The organism is Shewanella sp. SM29, from assembly GCF_025654245.1.
Classification (GTDB): domain Bacteria; phylum Pseudomonadota; class Gammaproteobacteria; order Enterobacterales; family Shewanellaceae; genus Shewanella; species Shewanella oncorhynchi.
Map to the genome: position 1 here is coordinate 25,475 of NZ_JAKKRN010000030.1, position 16,967 is coordinate 42,441.

Annotated in this window: 16 protein-coding genes; all 16 read left to right on the forward strand. The window is 46.4% G+C overall.

The features are described from left to right. Position 1: 1 nt before the first annotated feature. The 16 genes from L5L77_RS17615 to L5L77_RS17690 all read left to right on the forward strand — a co-directional run bounded on the left by L5L77_RS17615 (position 2) and on the right by L5L77_RS17690 (position 16,917). Complete coding sequence (locus tag L5L77_RS17615; protein ID WP_263183609.1) at positions 2-910, forward strand: ExeA family protein; 909 nt, start codon at positions 2-4, stop codon at positions 908-910. After that, a complete protein-coding gene (locus L5L77_RS17620; protein ID WP_263183607.1) occupies positions 907-2,220 on the forward strand; it encodes a tetratricopeptide repeat protein in 1,314 nt (437 codons plus the stop codon). The genes L5L77_RS17615 and L5L77_RS17620 overlap by 4 nt, the downstream gene beginning before the upstream one ends. After that, positions 2,217-3,977 carry a GspE/PulE family protein gene (locus L5L77_RS17625; RefSeq protein WP_263223282.1) on the forward strand — a complete coding sequence of 587 codons (1,761 nt, stop codon included), beginning with the start codon at positions 2,217-2,219 and terminating at the stop codon, positions 3,975-3,977. The genes L5L77_RS17620 and L5L77_RS17625 overlap by 4 nt, the downstream gene beginning before the upstream one ends. A 2-nt stretch (positions 3,978-3,979) precedes the next feature. Further along, the gene (locus tag L5L77_RS17630; protein WP_263223283.1) at positions 3,980-5,200 is read left to right on the forward strand and encodes a type II secretion system F family protein; all 1,221 of its coding nucleotides are present in this window, start codon (positions 3,980-3,982) and stop codon (positions 5,198-5,200) included. 50 nt (positions 5,201-5,250) lie between these two features. Then, positions 5,251-5,745, forward strand: a complete 495-nt coding sequence (locus L5L77_RS17635) for an MSHA biogenesis protein MshF (RefSeq protein WP_263223284.1) — start codon at positions 5,251-5,253, stop codon at positions 5,743-5,745. Positions 5,746-5,821: 76 nt separating this feature from the next. Continuing rightward, positions 5,822-6,439, forward strand: a complete 618-nt coding sequence (locus tag L5L77_RS17640; RefSeq protein ID WP_263223285.1) for a prepilin-type N-terminal cleavage/methylation domain-containing protein — start codon at positions 5,822-5,824, stop codon at positions 6,437-6,439. 127 nt (positions 6,440-6,566) lie between these two features. Next, positions 6,567-7,106, forward strand: a complete 540-nt coding sequence (locus tag L5L77_RS17645) for a type II secretion system protein (protein ID WP_263223286.1) — start codon at positions 6,567-6,569, stop codon at positions 7,104-7,106. 172 nt (positions 7,107-7,278) lie between these two features. Next, positions 7,279-7,767, forward strand: coding sequence for a type II secretion system protein (locus L5L77_RS17650; protein ID WP_263223287.1), 489 nt, complete (start codon positions 7,279-7,281; stop codon positions 7,765-7,767). Continuing rightward, positions 7,757-8,287, forward strand: coding sequence for a type II secretion system protein (locus L5L77_RS17655; protein WP_263223288.1), 531 nt, complete (start codon positions 7,757-7,759; stop codon positions 8,285-8,287). Before L5L77_RS17650 ends, L5L77_RS17655 begins: the two co-directional genes overlap by 11 nt. Next, positions 8,287-9,159, forward strand: coding sequence for a PilW family protein (locus tag L5L77_RS17660; RefSeq protein ID WP_263223289.1), 873 nt, complete (start codon positions 8,287-8,289; stop codon positions 9,157-9,159). The genes L5L77_RS17655 and L5L77_RS17660 overlap by 1 nt, the downstream gene beginning before the upstream one ends. Then, positions 9,149-9,625: an MSHA biogenesis protein MshP gene (locus L5L77_RS17665; protein ID WP_263223290.1), complete on the forward strand. Its 477-nt coding sequence runs from the start codon at positions 9,149-9,151 to the stop codon at positions 9,623-9,625. Before L5L77_RS17660 ends, L5L77_RS17665 begins: the two co-directional genes overlap by 11 nt. Then, positions 9,618-13,382 (forward strand): DUF6701 domain-containing protein, encoded by a 3,765-nt coding sequence (locus tag L5L77_RS17670; RefSeq protein ID WP_263223291.1) that lies wholly within the window; start codon positions 9,618-9,620, stop codon positions 13,380-13,382. Before L5L77_RS17665 ends, L5L77_RS17670 begins: the two co-directional genes overlap by 8 nt. Before the next feature lie 340 nt (positions 13,383-13,722). After that, complete coding sequence (locus tag L5L77_RS17675) at positions 13,723-14,772, forward strand: rod shape-determining protein (protein ID WP_105251284.1); 1,050 nt, start codon at positions 13,723-13,725, stop codon at positions 14,770-14,772. Between the two features lie 44 nt (positions 14,773-14,816). After that, a complete protein-coding gene (mreC, locus tag L5L77_RS17680; protein ID WP_263223292.1) occupies positions 14,817-15,821 on the forward strand; it encodes a rod shape-determining protein MreC in 1,005 nt (334 codons plus the stop codon). Beyond that, positions 15,821-16,309 carry a rod shape-determining protein MreD gene (gene mreD, locus L5L77_RS17685; protein WP_105251286.1) on the forward strand — a complete coding sequence of 163 codons (489 nt, stop codon included), beginning with the start codon at positions 15,821-15,823 and terminating at the stop codon, positions 16,307-16,309. The genes mreC and mreD overlap by 1 nt, the downstream gene beginning before the upstream one ends. Before the next feature lie 2 nt (positions 16,310-16,311). Continuing rightward, entirely contained in the window at positions 16,312-16,917 is a 606-nt protein-coding gene (locus L5L77_RS17690; RefSeq protein ID WP_263223293.1) for a Maf family protein, read from the forward strand. Positions 16,918-16,967: the final 50 nt, after the last annotated feature.

The following is a 16,967-nucleotide window of genomic DNA, read 5'->3' on the forward strand; positions in this document are numbered from 1 at the left end:
TATGTATCAGAAGCATTTTGGCCTAAGCCAACCTCCATTTTCACTGACACCCAATACCGGATTTTTTTTCGGCCTGTCGCCACATGTGGAAGCCTTGCAAGTCTTGCAAACCGCGCTGCAAACGGGCGAAGGCTTTATCAAGGTGACAGGGGAAGTGGGGACTGGTAAAACGTTGATTTGCCGCAAGCTCATCAACGAATTGCCGAGTCAGTTTCATTGCGCATATTTGCCTAATCCTTATCTCACGCCAGCTGAATTACGTTGGGCGGTAGCGAGTGAGCTGGGCCTTAAATACACCAGCAATATCGACCAGCAGCAACTCACTGGACTTATTCAACAGCAGCTTTTAGCTTTGAGCGCCCACGGGCACGCCATCGTATTGGTACTCGATGAAGCGCAGGCATTGCCGGACGACAGTCTTGAGGCGCTGCGGTTATTCACTAATCTGGAAACCGAGACACGCAAATTATTACAGGTAGTGTTATTTGGGCAACCCGAACTCGATGACAGGCTTAAACGCCAAGAATTTAGGCAATTAAGACAGCGTATTACTTTTAGCTACAACCTTCGCCCACTGACATGGGATGAAACCGACGCTTATCTTCGCCACCGATTAGCCATAGCAGGGCGTGCGGGCGAACCACTCTTTACATCACGGGAAACACGTCAGATAGCCTATGCGTCCCGAGGGATCCCCAGATTGATCAATATTCTTGCCCATAAAGCCTTGTTATTGAGTTTCGGCGAAGGCGCTACTCGTGTGCAAACCTCCCACGTTAAAGCCGCAATTCAAGACACCGAAGATGCAAGTATTCGCCGATTATTATCGTGGAAATGGTTGCCTTTTTTCACTTTGATGACAGTGGCTTTCGGTTTGGGATTACAACACTTTTTCAGGGGTGTTGTATGAGCGTGATCAACAAGATGCTGCAGGATCTCGACAAGCGTCAGCAGGGGCATGAGCTCAGCAACGTGGCTCAGCCACAGGTGCAATATTTAGCTCGCAGGCGGGCTCCGTTTAATGGGGTGCTGCTCTGTGGTGTGTCATTGCTATTCGGTGGCGGCGCGGTTTATGGCTGGCAACTTTTCATGGCAAAGCCTGCTGAAGCGATTATTTCGGCTCAAACAAATGGGCAAAATGAATCTACTCAGACTCAAATCGAGCCTGTGCAGGTAGACAAGATTACCTCGAGACAGTCTCCAGCAAGCGTCGTTGTCGTCGAAGAACCGCTTAAAGTTGCGACTACGCAGGAGTTTACGACTAAGAGTGAAGAGCTTGAACCCAGTGTCGACGACGTTGTACTTAATCAGCCGCAAGAATTTGAATCAGAAAACGAGGTTGAACAAGAGTCACAACGGCAACAAGATGACAGCTCAGCACTCGCAGATGACCTAGTCGATACGGCAAGCGAGCCAAGCCATTCACAGTCAAATCGTGTCACATCGAGCGTGCGAAGCGCCGAGGTCACTGCTGCCGCACCCTCTGCATTAATGATGTCAGAACGTGCCAGTGTTGCCGCCGATAATGACCGTAACGCGATCAATGAGCTTAAAGTACAAGAAGTTAAAGCAGATGCTGGCGCTAATCGACTCATGCCCCAAGAGCAAGGGCAAATGGCGATTACTGAGGTGAAGTTGACCCCAAAGCAGCTGGCGCAGAAGCGGTTCACCTTAGCGAGTGAGGCTGAAAGGGATGGCAAACTCAAAGATGCCATTAGTTATTATGAGCAAACATTAGGCTTTGATCCCAGTATGCATGAAGCGCGCAAGCAGTTAGCTGCGCTGCATTATGGGCAAGGTCAATTAGCCAAAGCCAGTGAAGTGTTACAGCAAGGCATGCTGTTATTCCCACAGCAGTTAGACTTTGCCTTATTGCTTGCTCGGGTTCAGCAAGCCTCTGGTCAGGCTGATCTCGCATTAGCGACGTTAGCCAACATACCTGACACGCATCCGCTGGCGAGACAAAAGTGGATGGCACAATCAGATTTAGCGCAAAAGTTAGGACAGTTTTCGTTGTCAGAGCAAGCCTATAGACAATTATTACAACAAGAACCTCAACAGGCTAAATGGTGGATGGGGCTGGCCTATGCGCTCGATTCGCAGCAGCAATTTCCCCAAGCACGCCAAGCCTATCGGACGGCATTAGGCCACAGAGGCTTATCGGTGCAGGCGAGTGCCTTTATTGAACAACGTTTGACTCAGCTAGGAGATAGCCAATGAAACCCAGATTAAAAATGCGTTTGGGCGATCTGTTAGTTCAAGAAGCCATTATTACTGAAGCGCAGTTGCAACAGGCGTTGGCCGAGCAGCGCAATACGGGCAAAAAACTGGGTCGTACTCTGATTGATTTGCAATCGATTACTGAACATCAGTTACTGCAGTTCTTGTCGCAACAATTGAATGTGCCTTTGCTGGATATCAGTAAAATGCCTATCCCTGCGGAAGTAGTGCATCTTATTCCTGAGGTGCAAGCACGACGTTTCCGCGCTTTAGCGGTTGAAGACAGGGGCGATAGCGTATTAGTTGCGATGAGCGACCCCGCGGATTTACAGGCGCTCGATCACCTCGAAATGCTTATCGCACCTAAGCGTTTGAAGTTAGCGGTAGCGCCCGAGCAGCAACTGCTGCAAGCGTTTGATAACTTATATCGCCGTACAGACCAAATTGCCCAGATTGCCGGTAAGCTCGAAGAAGAATACGCCGCCGATGAGATGTTCGATTTAGCCAGCCTCACGTCGGGTGACAGTGACAATGAAACCACAGTGGTTAAGTTGCTGCAGTCGATTTTTGAAGATGCGGTGCAAATGCGCGCCTCGGATATTCATATCGAACCCGGTGATAAAGCCTTACGTATTCGCCAGCGTATCGATGGTCAGCTACATGAAACGATTCTGAATGAAGTTAATATTGCTGCCGCTTTAGTATTGCGACTTAAGTTGATGGCGGGTCTCGATATTTCCGAGAAACGTTTGCCGCAGGATGGTCGTTTTCATATGGAAATCAAAGGTCATCATATCGATGTGCGTATGTCGACTATGCCGATTTACCACGGCGAATCTGTGGTGATGCGTTTGCTCGATCAATCGGCGGGTTTATTGACCTTAAACGAAACCGGTATGCCGCCTGCTATTTTGGCGCGTATTCGTAAACAGATTAAACGTCCCCACGGCATGCTACTGGTCACAGGTCCAACGGGTAGCGGCAAAACGACCACCTTGTACGGTATTTTGAGCGAGCTCAATACCGCCGACCGTAAGATCATCACGGTCGAAGATCCAGTTGAATATCAATTGCCGCGGATCAACCAAGTACAAGTTAACCATAAGATTGGCTTAAACTTTTCAAATGTATTACGCACCACCTTACGTCAAGACCCCGATATCATCATGGTGGGGGAAATGCGTGACCAAGAAACCGTGGAGATTGGTCTTAGGGGCGCATTAACGGGTCACTTTGTGCTATCGACCTTGCACACCAACGATGCGGTCACCAGTGCGCTGCGTTTACTCGATATGGGCGCTGCGAGTTATTTAGTTGCTAGTGCCTTAAGGGTGATTATTGCCCAGCGTTTAGTGCGCCGTGTCTGCCATAACTGTGGGGTAGAGTATCTACCGACACCGCAGGAAAAAGCCTGGCTGAGTAGTGTGAGCCGAAAAGATTTTACCCATGCGAATTTTAGGATTGGCACGGGTTGCCAGAGTTGTAATGGCAGTGGTTATCGCGGGCGGATCGGTATTTTTGAAATCCTCGAGCTAGACGAAAAGATGATCGATGCTATGCGTACTGGTAATCCGCAGGATTTTGCCAGAGCCGCGTTGCAGAGCCCTAACTTCACCCCACTCGCTGAGTCAGCTTTGCAATATCTGAGCGAAGGCATGACGACGATTGAAGAGGTCGCTAAGTTGGTGGAAGACGTGAGTGAATCTCAGATACCTTTGTCGAAGGATATTATTAGCCAACAAGGCGTTGAGGCGTAATTATGCCAATTTATCAATACCGTGGACGCAGTGGTCAAGGTCAATCCGTTACGGGACAATTGGATGCCGCGTCGGAAAGTTCCGCTGCTGACATGCTATTGGCGCGTGGCATTATCCCCCTTGAAGTCAAAGTCGCCAAAGTGGCTAAGTCGTTCTCACTGACTAAGTTATTTGGTGGCAAAGTCGCGTTAGAAGAATTACAGATTTTTACCCGACAAATGTACTCCTTGACCCGTTCTGGCATTCCTATTTTGCGGGCAATAGCAGGCTTATCTGAAACGGCGCATTCCCAGCGAATGAAAGATGCGCTTAATGATATTTCTGAGCAGCTCACCGCAGGGCGCCCCTTGTCATCATCCATGAATCAACATCCCGATGTGTTTGATTCTTTGTTTGTTTCTATGGTGCACGTGGGGGAGAACACGGGTAAGTTAGAAGATGCCTTCATTCAACTTTCAGGTTATATCGAGCGTGAGCAAGAGACGCGGCGACGAATTAAATCGGCCATGCGTTATCCCATGTTTGTATTGATTGCGATTGCACTCGCTATGGTGATCCTTAATATCATGGTGATCCCTAAGTTCGCCGAGATGTTTTCCCGCTTTGGCGCCGACTTACCTTGGGCGACAAAAGTGTTGATTGGCACATCAAATCTATTCGTGAATTATTGGGCGCTGATGTTGGTGGCGCTGATTGGCACTATTATTGGCATTCGTTACTGGCACCATACGGAAAAAGGTGAGAAGCAGTGGGATAAGTGGAAGTTACACATTCCCGCCGTAGGGTCGATTATTGAGCGTTCGACTTTAGCCCGTTATTGTCGCAGTTTCTCTATGATGCTCAGTGCGGGCGTACCGATGACGCAGGCCTTAAGTTTAGTGGCCGACGCGGTAGATAATGCCTACATGCACGACAAGATAGTCGGTATGCGCCGTGGCATAGAGTCTGGCGACTCTATGCTGAGGGTATCGAATCAGAGCAAGTTATTTACGCCACTAGTGCTGCAAATGGTGGCTGTGGGCGAAGAAACGGGACAAATCGATCAATTACTCAATGATGCGGCAGATTTCTATGAGGGCGAAGTAGACTATGATTTAAAGAACCTCACCGCGAAATTGGAGCCAATTTTGATCGGTTTTGTGGCCGTGATTGTCTTAGTGTTGGCCTTGGGAATATACCTGCCAATGTGGGATATGCTCAATGTGGTCAAAGGCGGTAAGTAAGCTATATGGATAATATTTATTTCCTATCTTATACGTGGAACTGAGGTTAAATGCAGACTCAGCAAAAGGCTGAAAGCGATCTATTACGCATCTATGGACGTATGATCGCCATTGGAATTGTATTGGTTATCATGGCGGTGATCGGAGCTAAGTATTTTTTTACGCTACCGCAAATAGCGGCTCGTGGATTGGAAGTGGAACACGCCCGTTTTTTAAATGTGCTGGTGATGGTGCGTTCCCAGTGGTTGTCTTTGGGTAAGCCGGCGCAATTGCAGTTGAACTGGGAGGTATTTGATAATCCCTCCCTAGAAACTGAGTCGAGTGTTGTCGATATCAATGATTTAGGATGGCCACAACCTAAGCACTTAAATGATCAAGGCTGCCAAGATTTGTGGCAACAGTTAATGGGCGCTGAAACTGATAATTTAGGTTTAGAGGCGGATTATTTGGTTAAGGATAATAGCTGCCACTATCGGTCTAAAAATGGCGATAGTTTAGGCTATCAACTGAACTCTGGCAGGGTCATTTTTTTGACTGCTCCGTAAAATATTGTTAACTCAATGGCTTTTTAAAATTGATTTAACTGTTAGAATAAAATTTCTGAGGTCTGGGGACATATATATGAAAACTAAGCAAACAGGGTTCTCATTAATCGAACTTGTGATTGTGATTGTGATTTTGGGTTTACTCGCCGCAACTGCGATCCCACGATTCTTAAATGTCACCGATGATGCTGAAGATGCCAGTGTTGACGGTGTTGCGGGTGGTTTATCGACTGCAGTTAGCTTTGTGCGTTCTCAGTGGGAAGTTGATGGGCGTCAAAATAGCAGCGTTATCCTCGACGGTAACACAGTAAATGTCGATACACGTTTTGGCTATCCAACGGGAACTTCAGTAACCAGTGCGACAGCTATGACAAATGCCAGTTGCCAAGAAGTGTTTAACACTGTGTTGCAGAGTGCTCCACGTAACGTATTATTTAACCAAGATGCACGTAATCAACGTTATACCGCTCGTGTTATTAACGCCGCAGGTGGCAGTGCTAACTCAATTACTGGCGCAGTCGTCGCAGGTTTAGATTTATGTGTTTATCACCAAGTAGCTTCACTGGTGCTAAATCAAACAACTGGCGTACCCACTCCTGCCCCCGATTTAACAACGGTAGGCGCTAAGGGAATAGTGTATAACCCAGGCACAGGCAGAGTATTAAGCTTCACTCAAACACCATTTGTACCATAGACAGTAATTAATAGTTTTATTTTGTTCATGTTTTAAGTAGCTTAGTTTAAAAGTAATAGAGTCTAAAAGTGACTTAACTTAATTAGTACTCACACGAGTACTCACTTAGAAAGAAAGGTAGTTTTATATGAAAAGACAACAAGGTTTTACCTTAATTGAATTAGTCGTAGTGATCATTATCTTAGGTATTCTTGCTGTCACAGCGGCACCTAAGTTTATTAACCTGCAAAAAGATGCAAGAGCTTCCGCATTACAGGGAGTAAAAGGTGCAATCCAAGGTGCTAACAGTTTAGTCTTTTCTAAAGCTGCGCTAACAGGCAAGGAAAAAGGTGTCCAACCAACGGTGGCAATTGGGGATACAGCAACAGTTGCAACTCTTGATGGATATATGCGAGCAACAAAGGCTTCGTTAGAAGCTGGCATGGACATTACTTTTGATTTAGAAGCTGCTAGTGGTGGTACACAGGCAACTACAGCAGATTGGATCATTGCTGAAACAGCAGGGGCTTCTGGTTCTGCTGGCTCTGCGAAAATTTATGCACATGGTGCTCCTGCTAGTTGCTTCTTAACTTACAAAGAAGCGAAAGTGGCTGTTGTTGATAATAACGGCGCCATCACAACTCCAGCTGAACTGCCAAAATACGACATAACTGATTCAGGTTGTTAAATATGTAATTTAAAAAAGGCCTGCCTAGCAGGCCTTTTTTTTAGGTAAAATGCGGTTCTTACATTATTTTAAAGAAATGAGTCCGCCAAGAATTTACCGACATTTATTTGCGTTAATCATATAGTTGGCAGAAACTGAACTTAGCACTTGAAATCAGCAATTAACCCGAGCGATGCTTAACTTCTCTATGTCAAAACAGGCCGGATTTACCTTAGTAGAATTAGTGACCACCATCATCTTGATTTCAATTCTTGCTGTGGTTGTACTGCCACGCCTGTTTACCCAGTCTTCCTACAGTGCTTATAGCCTACGTAACGAGTTCATTAGCGAATTGCGTCAAGTACAGCAGAAAGCGCTCAATAATACTGACAGGTGTTTTCGTGTAACCGTCTCAGCCACTGGTTATCAAGTGAGTCAATTCTCTGCTCGAAATGAGGCGGTTTGTTCTGGTACTGCGTTATTGCCAAACCCGCTTTATAGCCAAGCTTTTCAAGGTGGTGCTCAATTAGTGCTAGTAAGCCCTAACAGCAGCGACTTTAGCCTTGATTTCGATATCGATGGCCGACTTTTTCCAAGCTGTAATGGTGATTGTATTCGCGTGACTGCAAATGACACTGTGATGATTAATGTCTCCAGCGAGGGCTATATTTATGCCAACTAATGCTCTCTTTAAAGGACATATTCAAGCTCGTCAATTAGGTTTTACCCTTATCGAATTAGTGATTGGCATGCTGGTGATTGCCATTGCAATAGTGATGCTAACCAGCATGTTATTCCCCCAAGCTGATCGTGCGGCCAGTACCTTACATAGAGTACGCAGTGCTGAGCTTGCACATTCGGTGATGAATGAAATCTGGGGTAAACGTTACGATCAAAACACTAATGCCAATGGTGGCACACCAGCCTGTGGTAGTCCGCTCGGTAGTAATTGTTCAACGTCATTAGGCCCTGAGTTCGGTGAGAGTCGTAACAACTTTAACGATGTGGATGATTACAACGGCTTAAATGAAACCGCGACTATGCTCAATTCGACCCAAACCTATGCAAATGCTTATCCTAACTATCGCTTAAGCGTCACAGTTGCTTATGGCGCAGTGTCCAATACTAAGCTAGTGACGATTAATGTGACGACGCCGGACAACGAAGTGATCACTTACAATCTGGTGAGGAGCAATTACTAATGGGCTCTTTAACTGCACAGCGTATGCAAGCATCCTCACGGGGGTTTACTTTAGTCGAGATGGTCACAGTGATCTTGATTCTGGGGATTCTTGTGGTCGGGGTGAGTAGCTTTATTATTTTTGGTACGCGGATTTTTGTGGAGTCGAGTTCGGTCGATCAAGTACTCAGTCAGAGCCGTTTTGCCGTTGAGCGAATGACCCGTGAGCTGCGTAGTGCCTTGCCTAATAGCCTGCGAGTTAATACTGATTCGCTAACCTATCAATGTATTGAATTTGTGCCTATCGAAGCCAACACGACTTATCTAACCATGCCAATTGTGCCTGCTGCTGCCGCGAGCACTGGGATAGTTATTCTAGATAATACGGTGAGTGCGATTCGTGTGAATCAATTCGCTTGGATCTATCCCTTGATTGATGCCGATGTGTATAGCAGCGCGAGACAAAAGCGGGCACAGGTTAAAACGATTGCTACTGCGCCTTCCCCTTTGGAGCATCAAGTGACGCTGACTTTTACTGCGCCAACACGTTTTGCAGAAGCATCACCACGACAAAGGATCTATTTTGGTTCGAGTCCAGTGAGCTATTGCTTTGAAAAGGGGCCAAGCGGCAATGAATTACAATTATTGCGTTATGCTGGTTATAGCTTTAATGCCATTCAGCCAAATCCTGCCGCTATGCCTGCCACTATGGGCACGGGCGTGCTAATGGCGCAAAGTGTGGCAAATGTTTTAAATAATGGTGCTGATTTACCGCTGATTTTAACGCCATCTAGCCTAGTGAATAATGCCATGGTGCATTTACAACCGCGGTTTAATGTTAATGGTGAGACGTTCCAATATCGACATCAAGTGCAGGTGATCAATGTTCCTTAATTCACATTGTCGCTCGGTAGGGCGTAACTCAGCATCCAGATCATCACTATCAAGATCGTCCTCTCATGCTTTACCTGCGCGTCAACGCGGCAGTGCATTGATTATTGGCGTGTTTGTGATCACAGTGATGTTTCTACTGGCGTCAGCCCTGATCAATATTGTGCAGGATGGCGATACTGGATTAACCCAGGAGGTGTGGGGGACTCGTGCCTTTGCCGCCGCGAACAGTGGCGCCGATGCCGCGTTAGCACAGTTATTTCCATTAAACGGTAGTGTAGGTATTTGTTTGGCAAGCAGTTCTTGGACTCCACCGAATGTAGTCGGTTTTCATGCTTGCCGTGTTGAACTTAGTTGTAAAGCATATGCCGTAGACACTGTCACCCAATATCTAATTAACAGTAAAGCGGTATGTGAGAGTGGTGAGATTCGCGTCAGCCGACAAGTTGAGGTAGAAGCCCGTGGTTAGACTTTTGATGATATTAAACTTGGCACCACGTTATCAAATTCATTATATGCGTTGCTTATTGCCTAACTTGCTGTTTATCTTTTTTATTCTTACCTCATCGCCAACTTATGCCGCAATTGATTGTAATAGTGTTTTCCCCGGGCCAATACAGAGTTTTAGTAGTAGCGGCGAACTCTATATGCAAAGCGGTGCGCTAATTGAAAATTATAATGTTTTAGATGTTTGCTTTAAAACGGTAAAAAATTACCATGAAATGAATGCCAATGCTTGTGGTATAGGGAAGTGTCAGATTTCGGGGACTCCCAGTTTGGCAAGGGCTGCACCCACTTTTGTCAATAGCTCTACTTCTGCAACCAATATTGTAGCCAATTGGACAACGCCCTCTGTAGAGCTTGGAACGACAGCGGGTTATGGTCAACGATTTAATAGTAGTCGTTGGGATATAGGCGCATTAACGATTAATACAGGCGGTAATGTCACCGTATCAGAGGCTTATTCAACATACGTTATAAAAGATCTGACCTTTTTTAATTCGAGCATTATGACTTTAAAAGCTGGTAAAACTTATATCATTGATGGCGATCTCAATCTTAATTCAGGCACATTAAATATAGTGGGTACGGGTGATACAAAATTGTATATTAAAGGTAGTTTCATCATCGATGGAGTATCGCAATTTATAGGGTTAAGCACATTAGATGTCTATATTAAGAATGATTTATTGGTTAGAGGTAGTGCTAAAGTTCAAGGGAGTTATTACGTTGCTGGTAACGCAACATTACAAGAAACCACTGTCTTAACTGGTCGTCTCAGTGCTAAAAACGTCACCCTAGAGAGCAATAGTAAGGTGATTTATGATGCCGGTGCACCAGTCTTACAATGCTTTAATGATACATTTTCCCAAACTACACTAAGCAGTGATTGGGTCGTTTCCCGCAGTAGCGGCACTTTTACTCCATCGATTCGTAGTGGCCGTTTACGCTTAACTGAAGCTTTATCTAATCAATCTACTGCATCGACCTATCAACGATTATTTCCTGCCGTGGCAAACCTAGTGGAGATCCAGTTTGATCATTATGCCTATGGTGGTAATGGTGCCGATGGCATTGCGGTGGTGTTATCGGATGCTTCTATAACGCCCCAACCCGGTGCCTTTGGCGGTCCCTTAGGTTATGGCTATAAGCCAGGGATTAGCGGTTTTGCTGGCGGCTGGTTGGGTATTGGGATCGATGAGTTTGGTAACTTCTCCGGTGAAGGTGGCAGTTATAATATCGGCCAACGTCGTCAATCTGTTGCGGTGCGTGGCTCTGGTACTGGTACCTCAGGATACCGTTATTTGAAGGGGACTTGTAACAATGGCAGCAGCAATACCAATGGCAACTGTTTATCTCCCACGGTCGATGGTAACAATGTCTCGCCAGCCTATAGATATAAAATTACTATAGATTCGCAGGTTTCGGGCCAGTCGATAGTGAAGGTTGAACGTAATACGGGGTCGGGGTTTGTCACCTTAATCCCTGCTTTTAATGCGATTGCACAATCAGGGCAAGCGGCGACCCCCAGTGACTTCTTGATGTCACTTACGGGATCTACTGGTGGCTCAAATAACAATCATGAAATTGATAATGTGCAAATTTGTGCCTTGAAATCTAACCCTATTGGCGCCCAAATCGATCATTTTGAGTTTGATCATACCGGGCAGGGATTAACCTGTAATCCCGAAACCGTGACGATTCGAGCCTGTGCCAACGCCAGTTGTAGCCAGCTCTTTACCGATCCTTTGATGGCAACCTTGTTACCCGAATCCGCCTCCGAAGGAATATGGGTTGGCGGTAATCAAGTGAGTTTTAGTAATGGCAGTACTCAGTTACAGTTAAGACGTAATATCCCAGGTAAAGTGACCTTGGGTGTAAAAGGCTCTAATCCCACCACTAAACCATTAAGCAAAACCCTTTGTAGAGTTGGCTCAGGATCCTTGAGCGAGAATGCTTGCTCACTGGCTTTCGCCGACAGTGGGTTTATCTTCGACGTGCCCGATAAATTGGCCAATAAACCTATTAATGTGTTGGTCAAAGCGGTGAACAAATCCGATGAGACTCAGCAGTGTGTCCCAAGCTTCCAAAGCCAGACTAAAACGCTGAATTTCTGGAGCAGTTACCAAACGCCAAGCGCGCCTATCTCGCCTAAAGCCGTCACCATCAACAATACGGCAATTAGCACATCAAGTGCCTCGCCTACGGCGGTGAACCTGCTGTTTGATACCAACGGGCAAGCAAGTATTTTAGTAAATTACCCTGATGCAGGTAAATTACAATTAGATGCAAAATATACAGGTACTGGTGATGAACAGGGCTTAGTCATGGCAGGTTCAGACCAATTTGTCAGCGTACCCGCGGGATTGTGTGTTAAGCCTGTGGACGCCAGTGCCAGTTGCCCAAGTGCGAATATGAGCTGCAATGCTTACCGTAAAGCCGGACAAAGTTTCGGCATGACAGTACAAGCGATGGCATGGGAAAAAGATGGCGATCCGGACTTTTGTTCGGGCAACTTATCCACGCCTAACTTTAGTGATGCGCAGATGAAGCTTGCCAGCAAAGCCGTTGCGCCAAGCATTGCCAACGGCGGACTTGATGGGACGTTAGGCGTGGCATCCTATAGCCACTCGGCGCAGGCCAATAATTTCAATACCATCAGTAATCAGACCATCAGCGAAGTTGGAGTATTCCAAATTGCAGCGCAGGCGAGCCCAAATTATTTAGGGACGGCAAGCAGCTTAAATATTCCAATTGGATATTCAGCTAATATTGGCCGTTTTGTGCCCGATAGATTTTTAATCAGTAACGTATCGGTCATACCTGCCTGTGGCGGCTTTAGCTATATGGATCAGCTGTTCCCTATGTCGATGGAGCTCAGTGCTTTAAATATCGCGGGGGATATAACGAAAAACTATTTCCCGCCATTTTCCCTCGCCACTGCCAAATTAGTGGGAGAAAACAACAATAATGGTGTCGATTTACAGAGTCGCTTAAGTGCCTTACCTATAAAGGCTGATAGTTGGAATCAAGGTGTGGCGACGGTCGATGCTTCTTACCAAGCTAACTTTAGTCGGGTGACCCCAAATGTGGCGACGAATCTGTATCAGGATGGCCCCTTCGAGCTGCTCGATATTGGCGTGCAATTGATGGATAACGATCCTCGGCCGAATGGGCTTTACAGCTATGTGGCCTCACCAGACATGGATGCGGCATCTACAGGCACTTGCACTAACTGTAATGCTAAGAAAATCAGCACTCAAACCCTTCGTCATGGTCGTGTGGTGATGGATAACACCTATGGTCCTGAGACAGAAATACTGCGTATGCCGACTCGAGCCGAATATTGGAATGGCAGCAGCTGGGCCTTAAATACTGCCGATAACTGCACAACGGCAGTGTATGCTTTGGGTTCGCAGGTTGATCATTCCGCTCTGGGTTACAATTTTGATCCCGACTTAGTGGCGGGACAAAGTGTTGTGCGTTCTGGCGGGACTGCAACATTCCAAGCTGGCCAATTTGAGTTGCTCTGGCAAGCCGTTACAACAAGTGGGTTGCCATACCGCGGCCAAGTGACGGCGCCCTTGGATGTGCCGACATGGCTAGAATGGTACTGGAATTGGAATGGCGTATCGCCAACAGAGGTCACTGAACCGCGGGCAAGTGCGTATTTTGGTCGTTATCGAGGGCATGACAAAATAATCTATTGGCGTGAGGTAAACTAATCTGAGTTATTTCTCTCATTAAATTGAACTCAGGCTTTCCCTTGAAATGGGCTGCCATTTCACTTATTGGAAGTCTACGAAAACGCTTGTAACAGATTCTAAATGCAATGCCTTAGTTTAATATTTGTTGCTGAATTGTATGTTTACTCGTTTTTTGTTGCTGATATTTTCGTCAATAAACAGTATTTTCCGCTTAAATACTGTTTTTTACGTGGCGATTTGAAAAAAAATCACTTCATTAGCGATTGTTAACCTCCTCGGTCTTGTGGAATCAGGGTGGCATTGATAAAGTTAGCTGATTTTTCTTTTCTTCTGACTCCACAGAATACAGGCTAGTTACATGTTTAAGAAGCTACGCGGCATTTTTTCTAATGATCTATCGATCGATTTGGGTACAGCTAACACATTAATTTATGTTCGTGGCGAAGGCATAGTCCTCAATGAGCCTTCTGTTGTTGCTATACGTGGTGAGCGTAGTGGCTCCGGTCAGAAATCTGTTGCCGCGGTCGGCACAGAAGCTAAACAAATGCTAGGCAGAACGCCTGGCAATATCCAAGCTATCCGCCCAATGAAGGACGGTGTTATTGCAGATTTTTATGTGACGGAGAAAATGTTGCAGCACTTTATTAAACAAGTGCACAACAATAGCTTTTTTCGTCCAAGTCCACGCGTGCTTGTGTGTGTGCCCGTTGGTGCCACTCAAGTAGAACGCCGTGCTATTCGTGAATCAGCCATGGGCGCTGGTGCTCGCGAAGTGTATTTAATTGAAGAGCCAATGGCAGCTGCGATTGGTGCGGGTTTACCCGTATCTGAAGCGACCGGCTCTATGGTGGTGGATATCGGTGGTGGTACCACTGAAGTCGCGATTATTTCACTTAATGGTGTAGTGTATTCGTCTTCGGTACGTATCGGCGGTGATAAGTTTGATGATGCGATCATCAACTATGTCCGCCGTAATTACGGGAGTTTGATTGGTGAAGCTACGGCTGAGCGTATCAAGCACACTATCGGCACTGCTTATCCTGGCGATGAAGTGCTCGAGATCGAAGTCCGCGGCCGTAATTTGGCAGAAGGTGTACCTCGTAGCTTTACACTGAACAGCAATGAAATTTTAGAAGCCTTACAAGAGCCATTATCTGGCATCGTAAGTGCTGTGATGGTGGCGTTAGAACAATCTCCACCAGAATTAGCTTCAGATATTTCTGAGCGCGGTATGGTGTTAACTGGCGGCGGCGCTTTATTGCGTGATTTAGACCGTTTATTAATGCAAGAAACCGGAATTCCTGTAATGGTGGCGGACGATCCATTGACCTGCGTAGCACGTGGCGGTGGTAAAGCCCTCGAAATGATTGATATGCACGGCGGCGATCTGTTCTCCGAAGAAACCTAATTTAACTTCGGTATGGGGCGGTTAATCACCGCCTTAGCTTTCCTATGAAGCCAATTTTTGTTCGTGGTATTTCAAACCAATTCCGTCTGACACTGGCAATTATTTTGTCGGTGGCTTTGCTCGTGGCTAATCATCGCCTCGATCCTGTACGGCAATCGTTATCCTCTTTTTTTAGTCCATTGCAGTATTTAGCGAGCGTGCCCGGTGTTGCGCTTGACTGGTCGTCTGAAAGTTTTGCCACCCGCAATATGTTAGCGTTGCAGAATAAAGAGCTGCTCAGGCAGCAATTGCTGATGAGTGAACGCTTACAGCGTTTCGAACACTTACGCCAAGAAAATGAACGTTTACGCGCACTGTTGGGCTCACCAGCCTACCTTGATTCGCGCAAAATGGTGGCTGAAGTATTGGAGGTGGCTAGCGATCCTTTCCATCACTATGCGGTGTTAAACCATGGTTCACGCAGTGGTGTATTTGTTGGGCAGCCTGTGGTCGACGCCCAAGGGGTTGTTGGCCAAGTGGTACAAGTCAGTGAAATGACCAGTAGGGTGTTATTGCTCTCCGATGTATCACACGGATTACCTGTGCGTATCACCCGTAATGATGTGCGCCTTGTTGCCAATGGTACGGGTGAGTTAGATGAAATAGAGCTGCGCCATGTGGCCAAGAGTACCGACATTCGTGTCGGCGATTTACTGGTCACCTCAGGTTTAGGGAATCGTTTCCCGGAAGGTTATCCGGTCGCGCGGGTTATGGAAGTGTTGACTGAAGATGGTCAAAGTTACGCTCGAGTTACCGCCCAGCCTTTAGCGGCGTTAGATCGTATTCGTTATTTATTGTTGATTTGGCCATCCCCCGATTCAGGTGTGACTTTACCGAGTCAGCCTACCGTGCCTGCTGCGGATCATTCATCGAGCGATAATGCATCAAAAGCAGATAGCGCTGTTCCTGCTGGCGGAAGTGTCACGCCAGCAGAGGCTTCTAAACCTGTGACCGCGCCTGCGACCAAACCGTCAACGGAAACCACTCCTCCTGTGGCTGAGGTGCATTAATGAGTTTTCAGGCCGCCAATGGGCGCTTTATTGTTTGGGTGACATTATTTATCGGCGTGATCAGCCAGATCATGCCTTTGCCAAGTGCTGTTGATGCTTGGCGTCCAGACTGGCTATTAATGATTGTTCTCTATTGGTCTATCGCATTACCCCACAGATACAACATCTTAACCGCATGGGTTTTAGGCCTAGTATTAGATATTTTATTGGGAGCCACCTTAGGTGTGCGCTCTTTAGCTATGTCTTTGGTTATTTATATCGCTATCTTGCATTGCCAGCGTTTGCGAAACTTCCCTCAATGGCAGCAGTCGTTAGTGATCATGCTACTGATTTGTATTTATCACTTAGTGATTTACTGGGTGGAATTTGTTATGCAAGAGGCTGTTTTCAAAACGGATCTATTTTTACCTGCGATTTCAGGATTAGTGATCTGGCCTTGGATATTTTGGATTTTACGTCGGGTTCGACGTCATTATAAGGTTCGTTAACTGTGGATTTAGTTTTAGCTTCAACTTCGCCACGTCGCAAAGAATTATTGGCACAGATTGGATTCGGTCGTCCTGAGTTTAGTTTCATGCAAGTGGCACCGGATATTGATGAAACTGTGCAACAGGGCGAAGCACCAAGGGATTATGTACGACGTTTAGCCGCTGAAAAAGCCCAAGCTGGACTGGCATTATGCGCAGATATGTCACAGCCTGCTGTATTAGGTTCTGATACTATCGTGGTGCTTGAAAATCAAATATTAGGTAAACCGCTGGATGTGGCCGATGCTAAGCAAACGCTCAGTGAACTCTCTGGCCGAACGCATACTGTGATGACGGCTGTGGCACTGACCTACAAAGCAGGCGAGTCTGACTCAACCTTAAAAACCTCAGTGCGTTTAGTCGAAACACAAGTGCGTTTTTGCGTTTTATCGGCAGCTGACATTGAGGCTTATGTGGCTTCAAAAGAGCCCATGGATAAGGCGGGCAGTTATGGCATTCAAGGGCTCGGCGGTTGCTTTGTGGCTGCAATTGAAGGCAGTTATTCTGGCGTTGTAGGTTTACCTCTGGTTGAAACGCGTGAGTTGTTAGCCGAAGTTGGCTTTATTTAACTGCTGCTGGTTGCTTATATTGCGATTTTGGCTTGAGGTTAGAATGAACC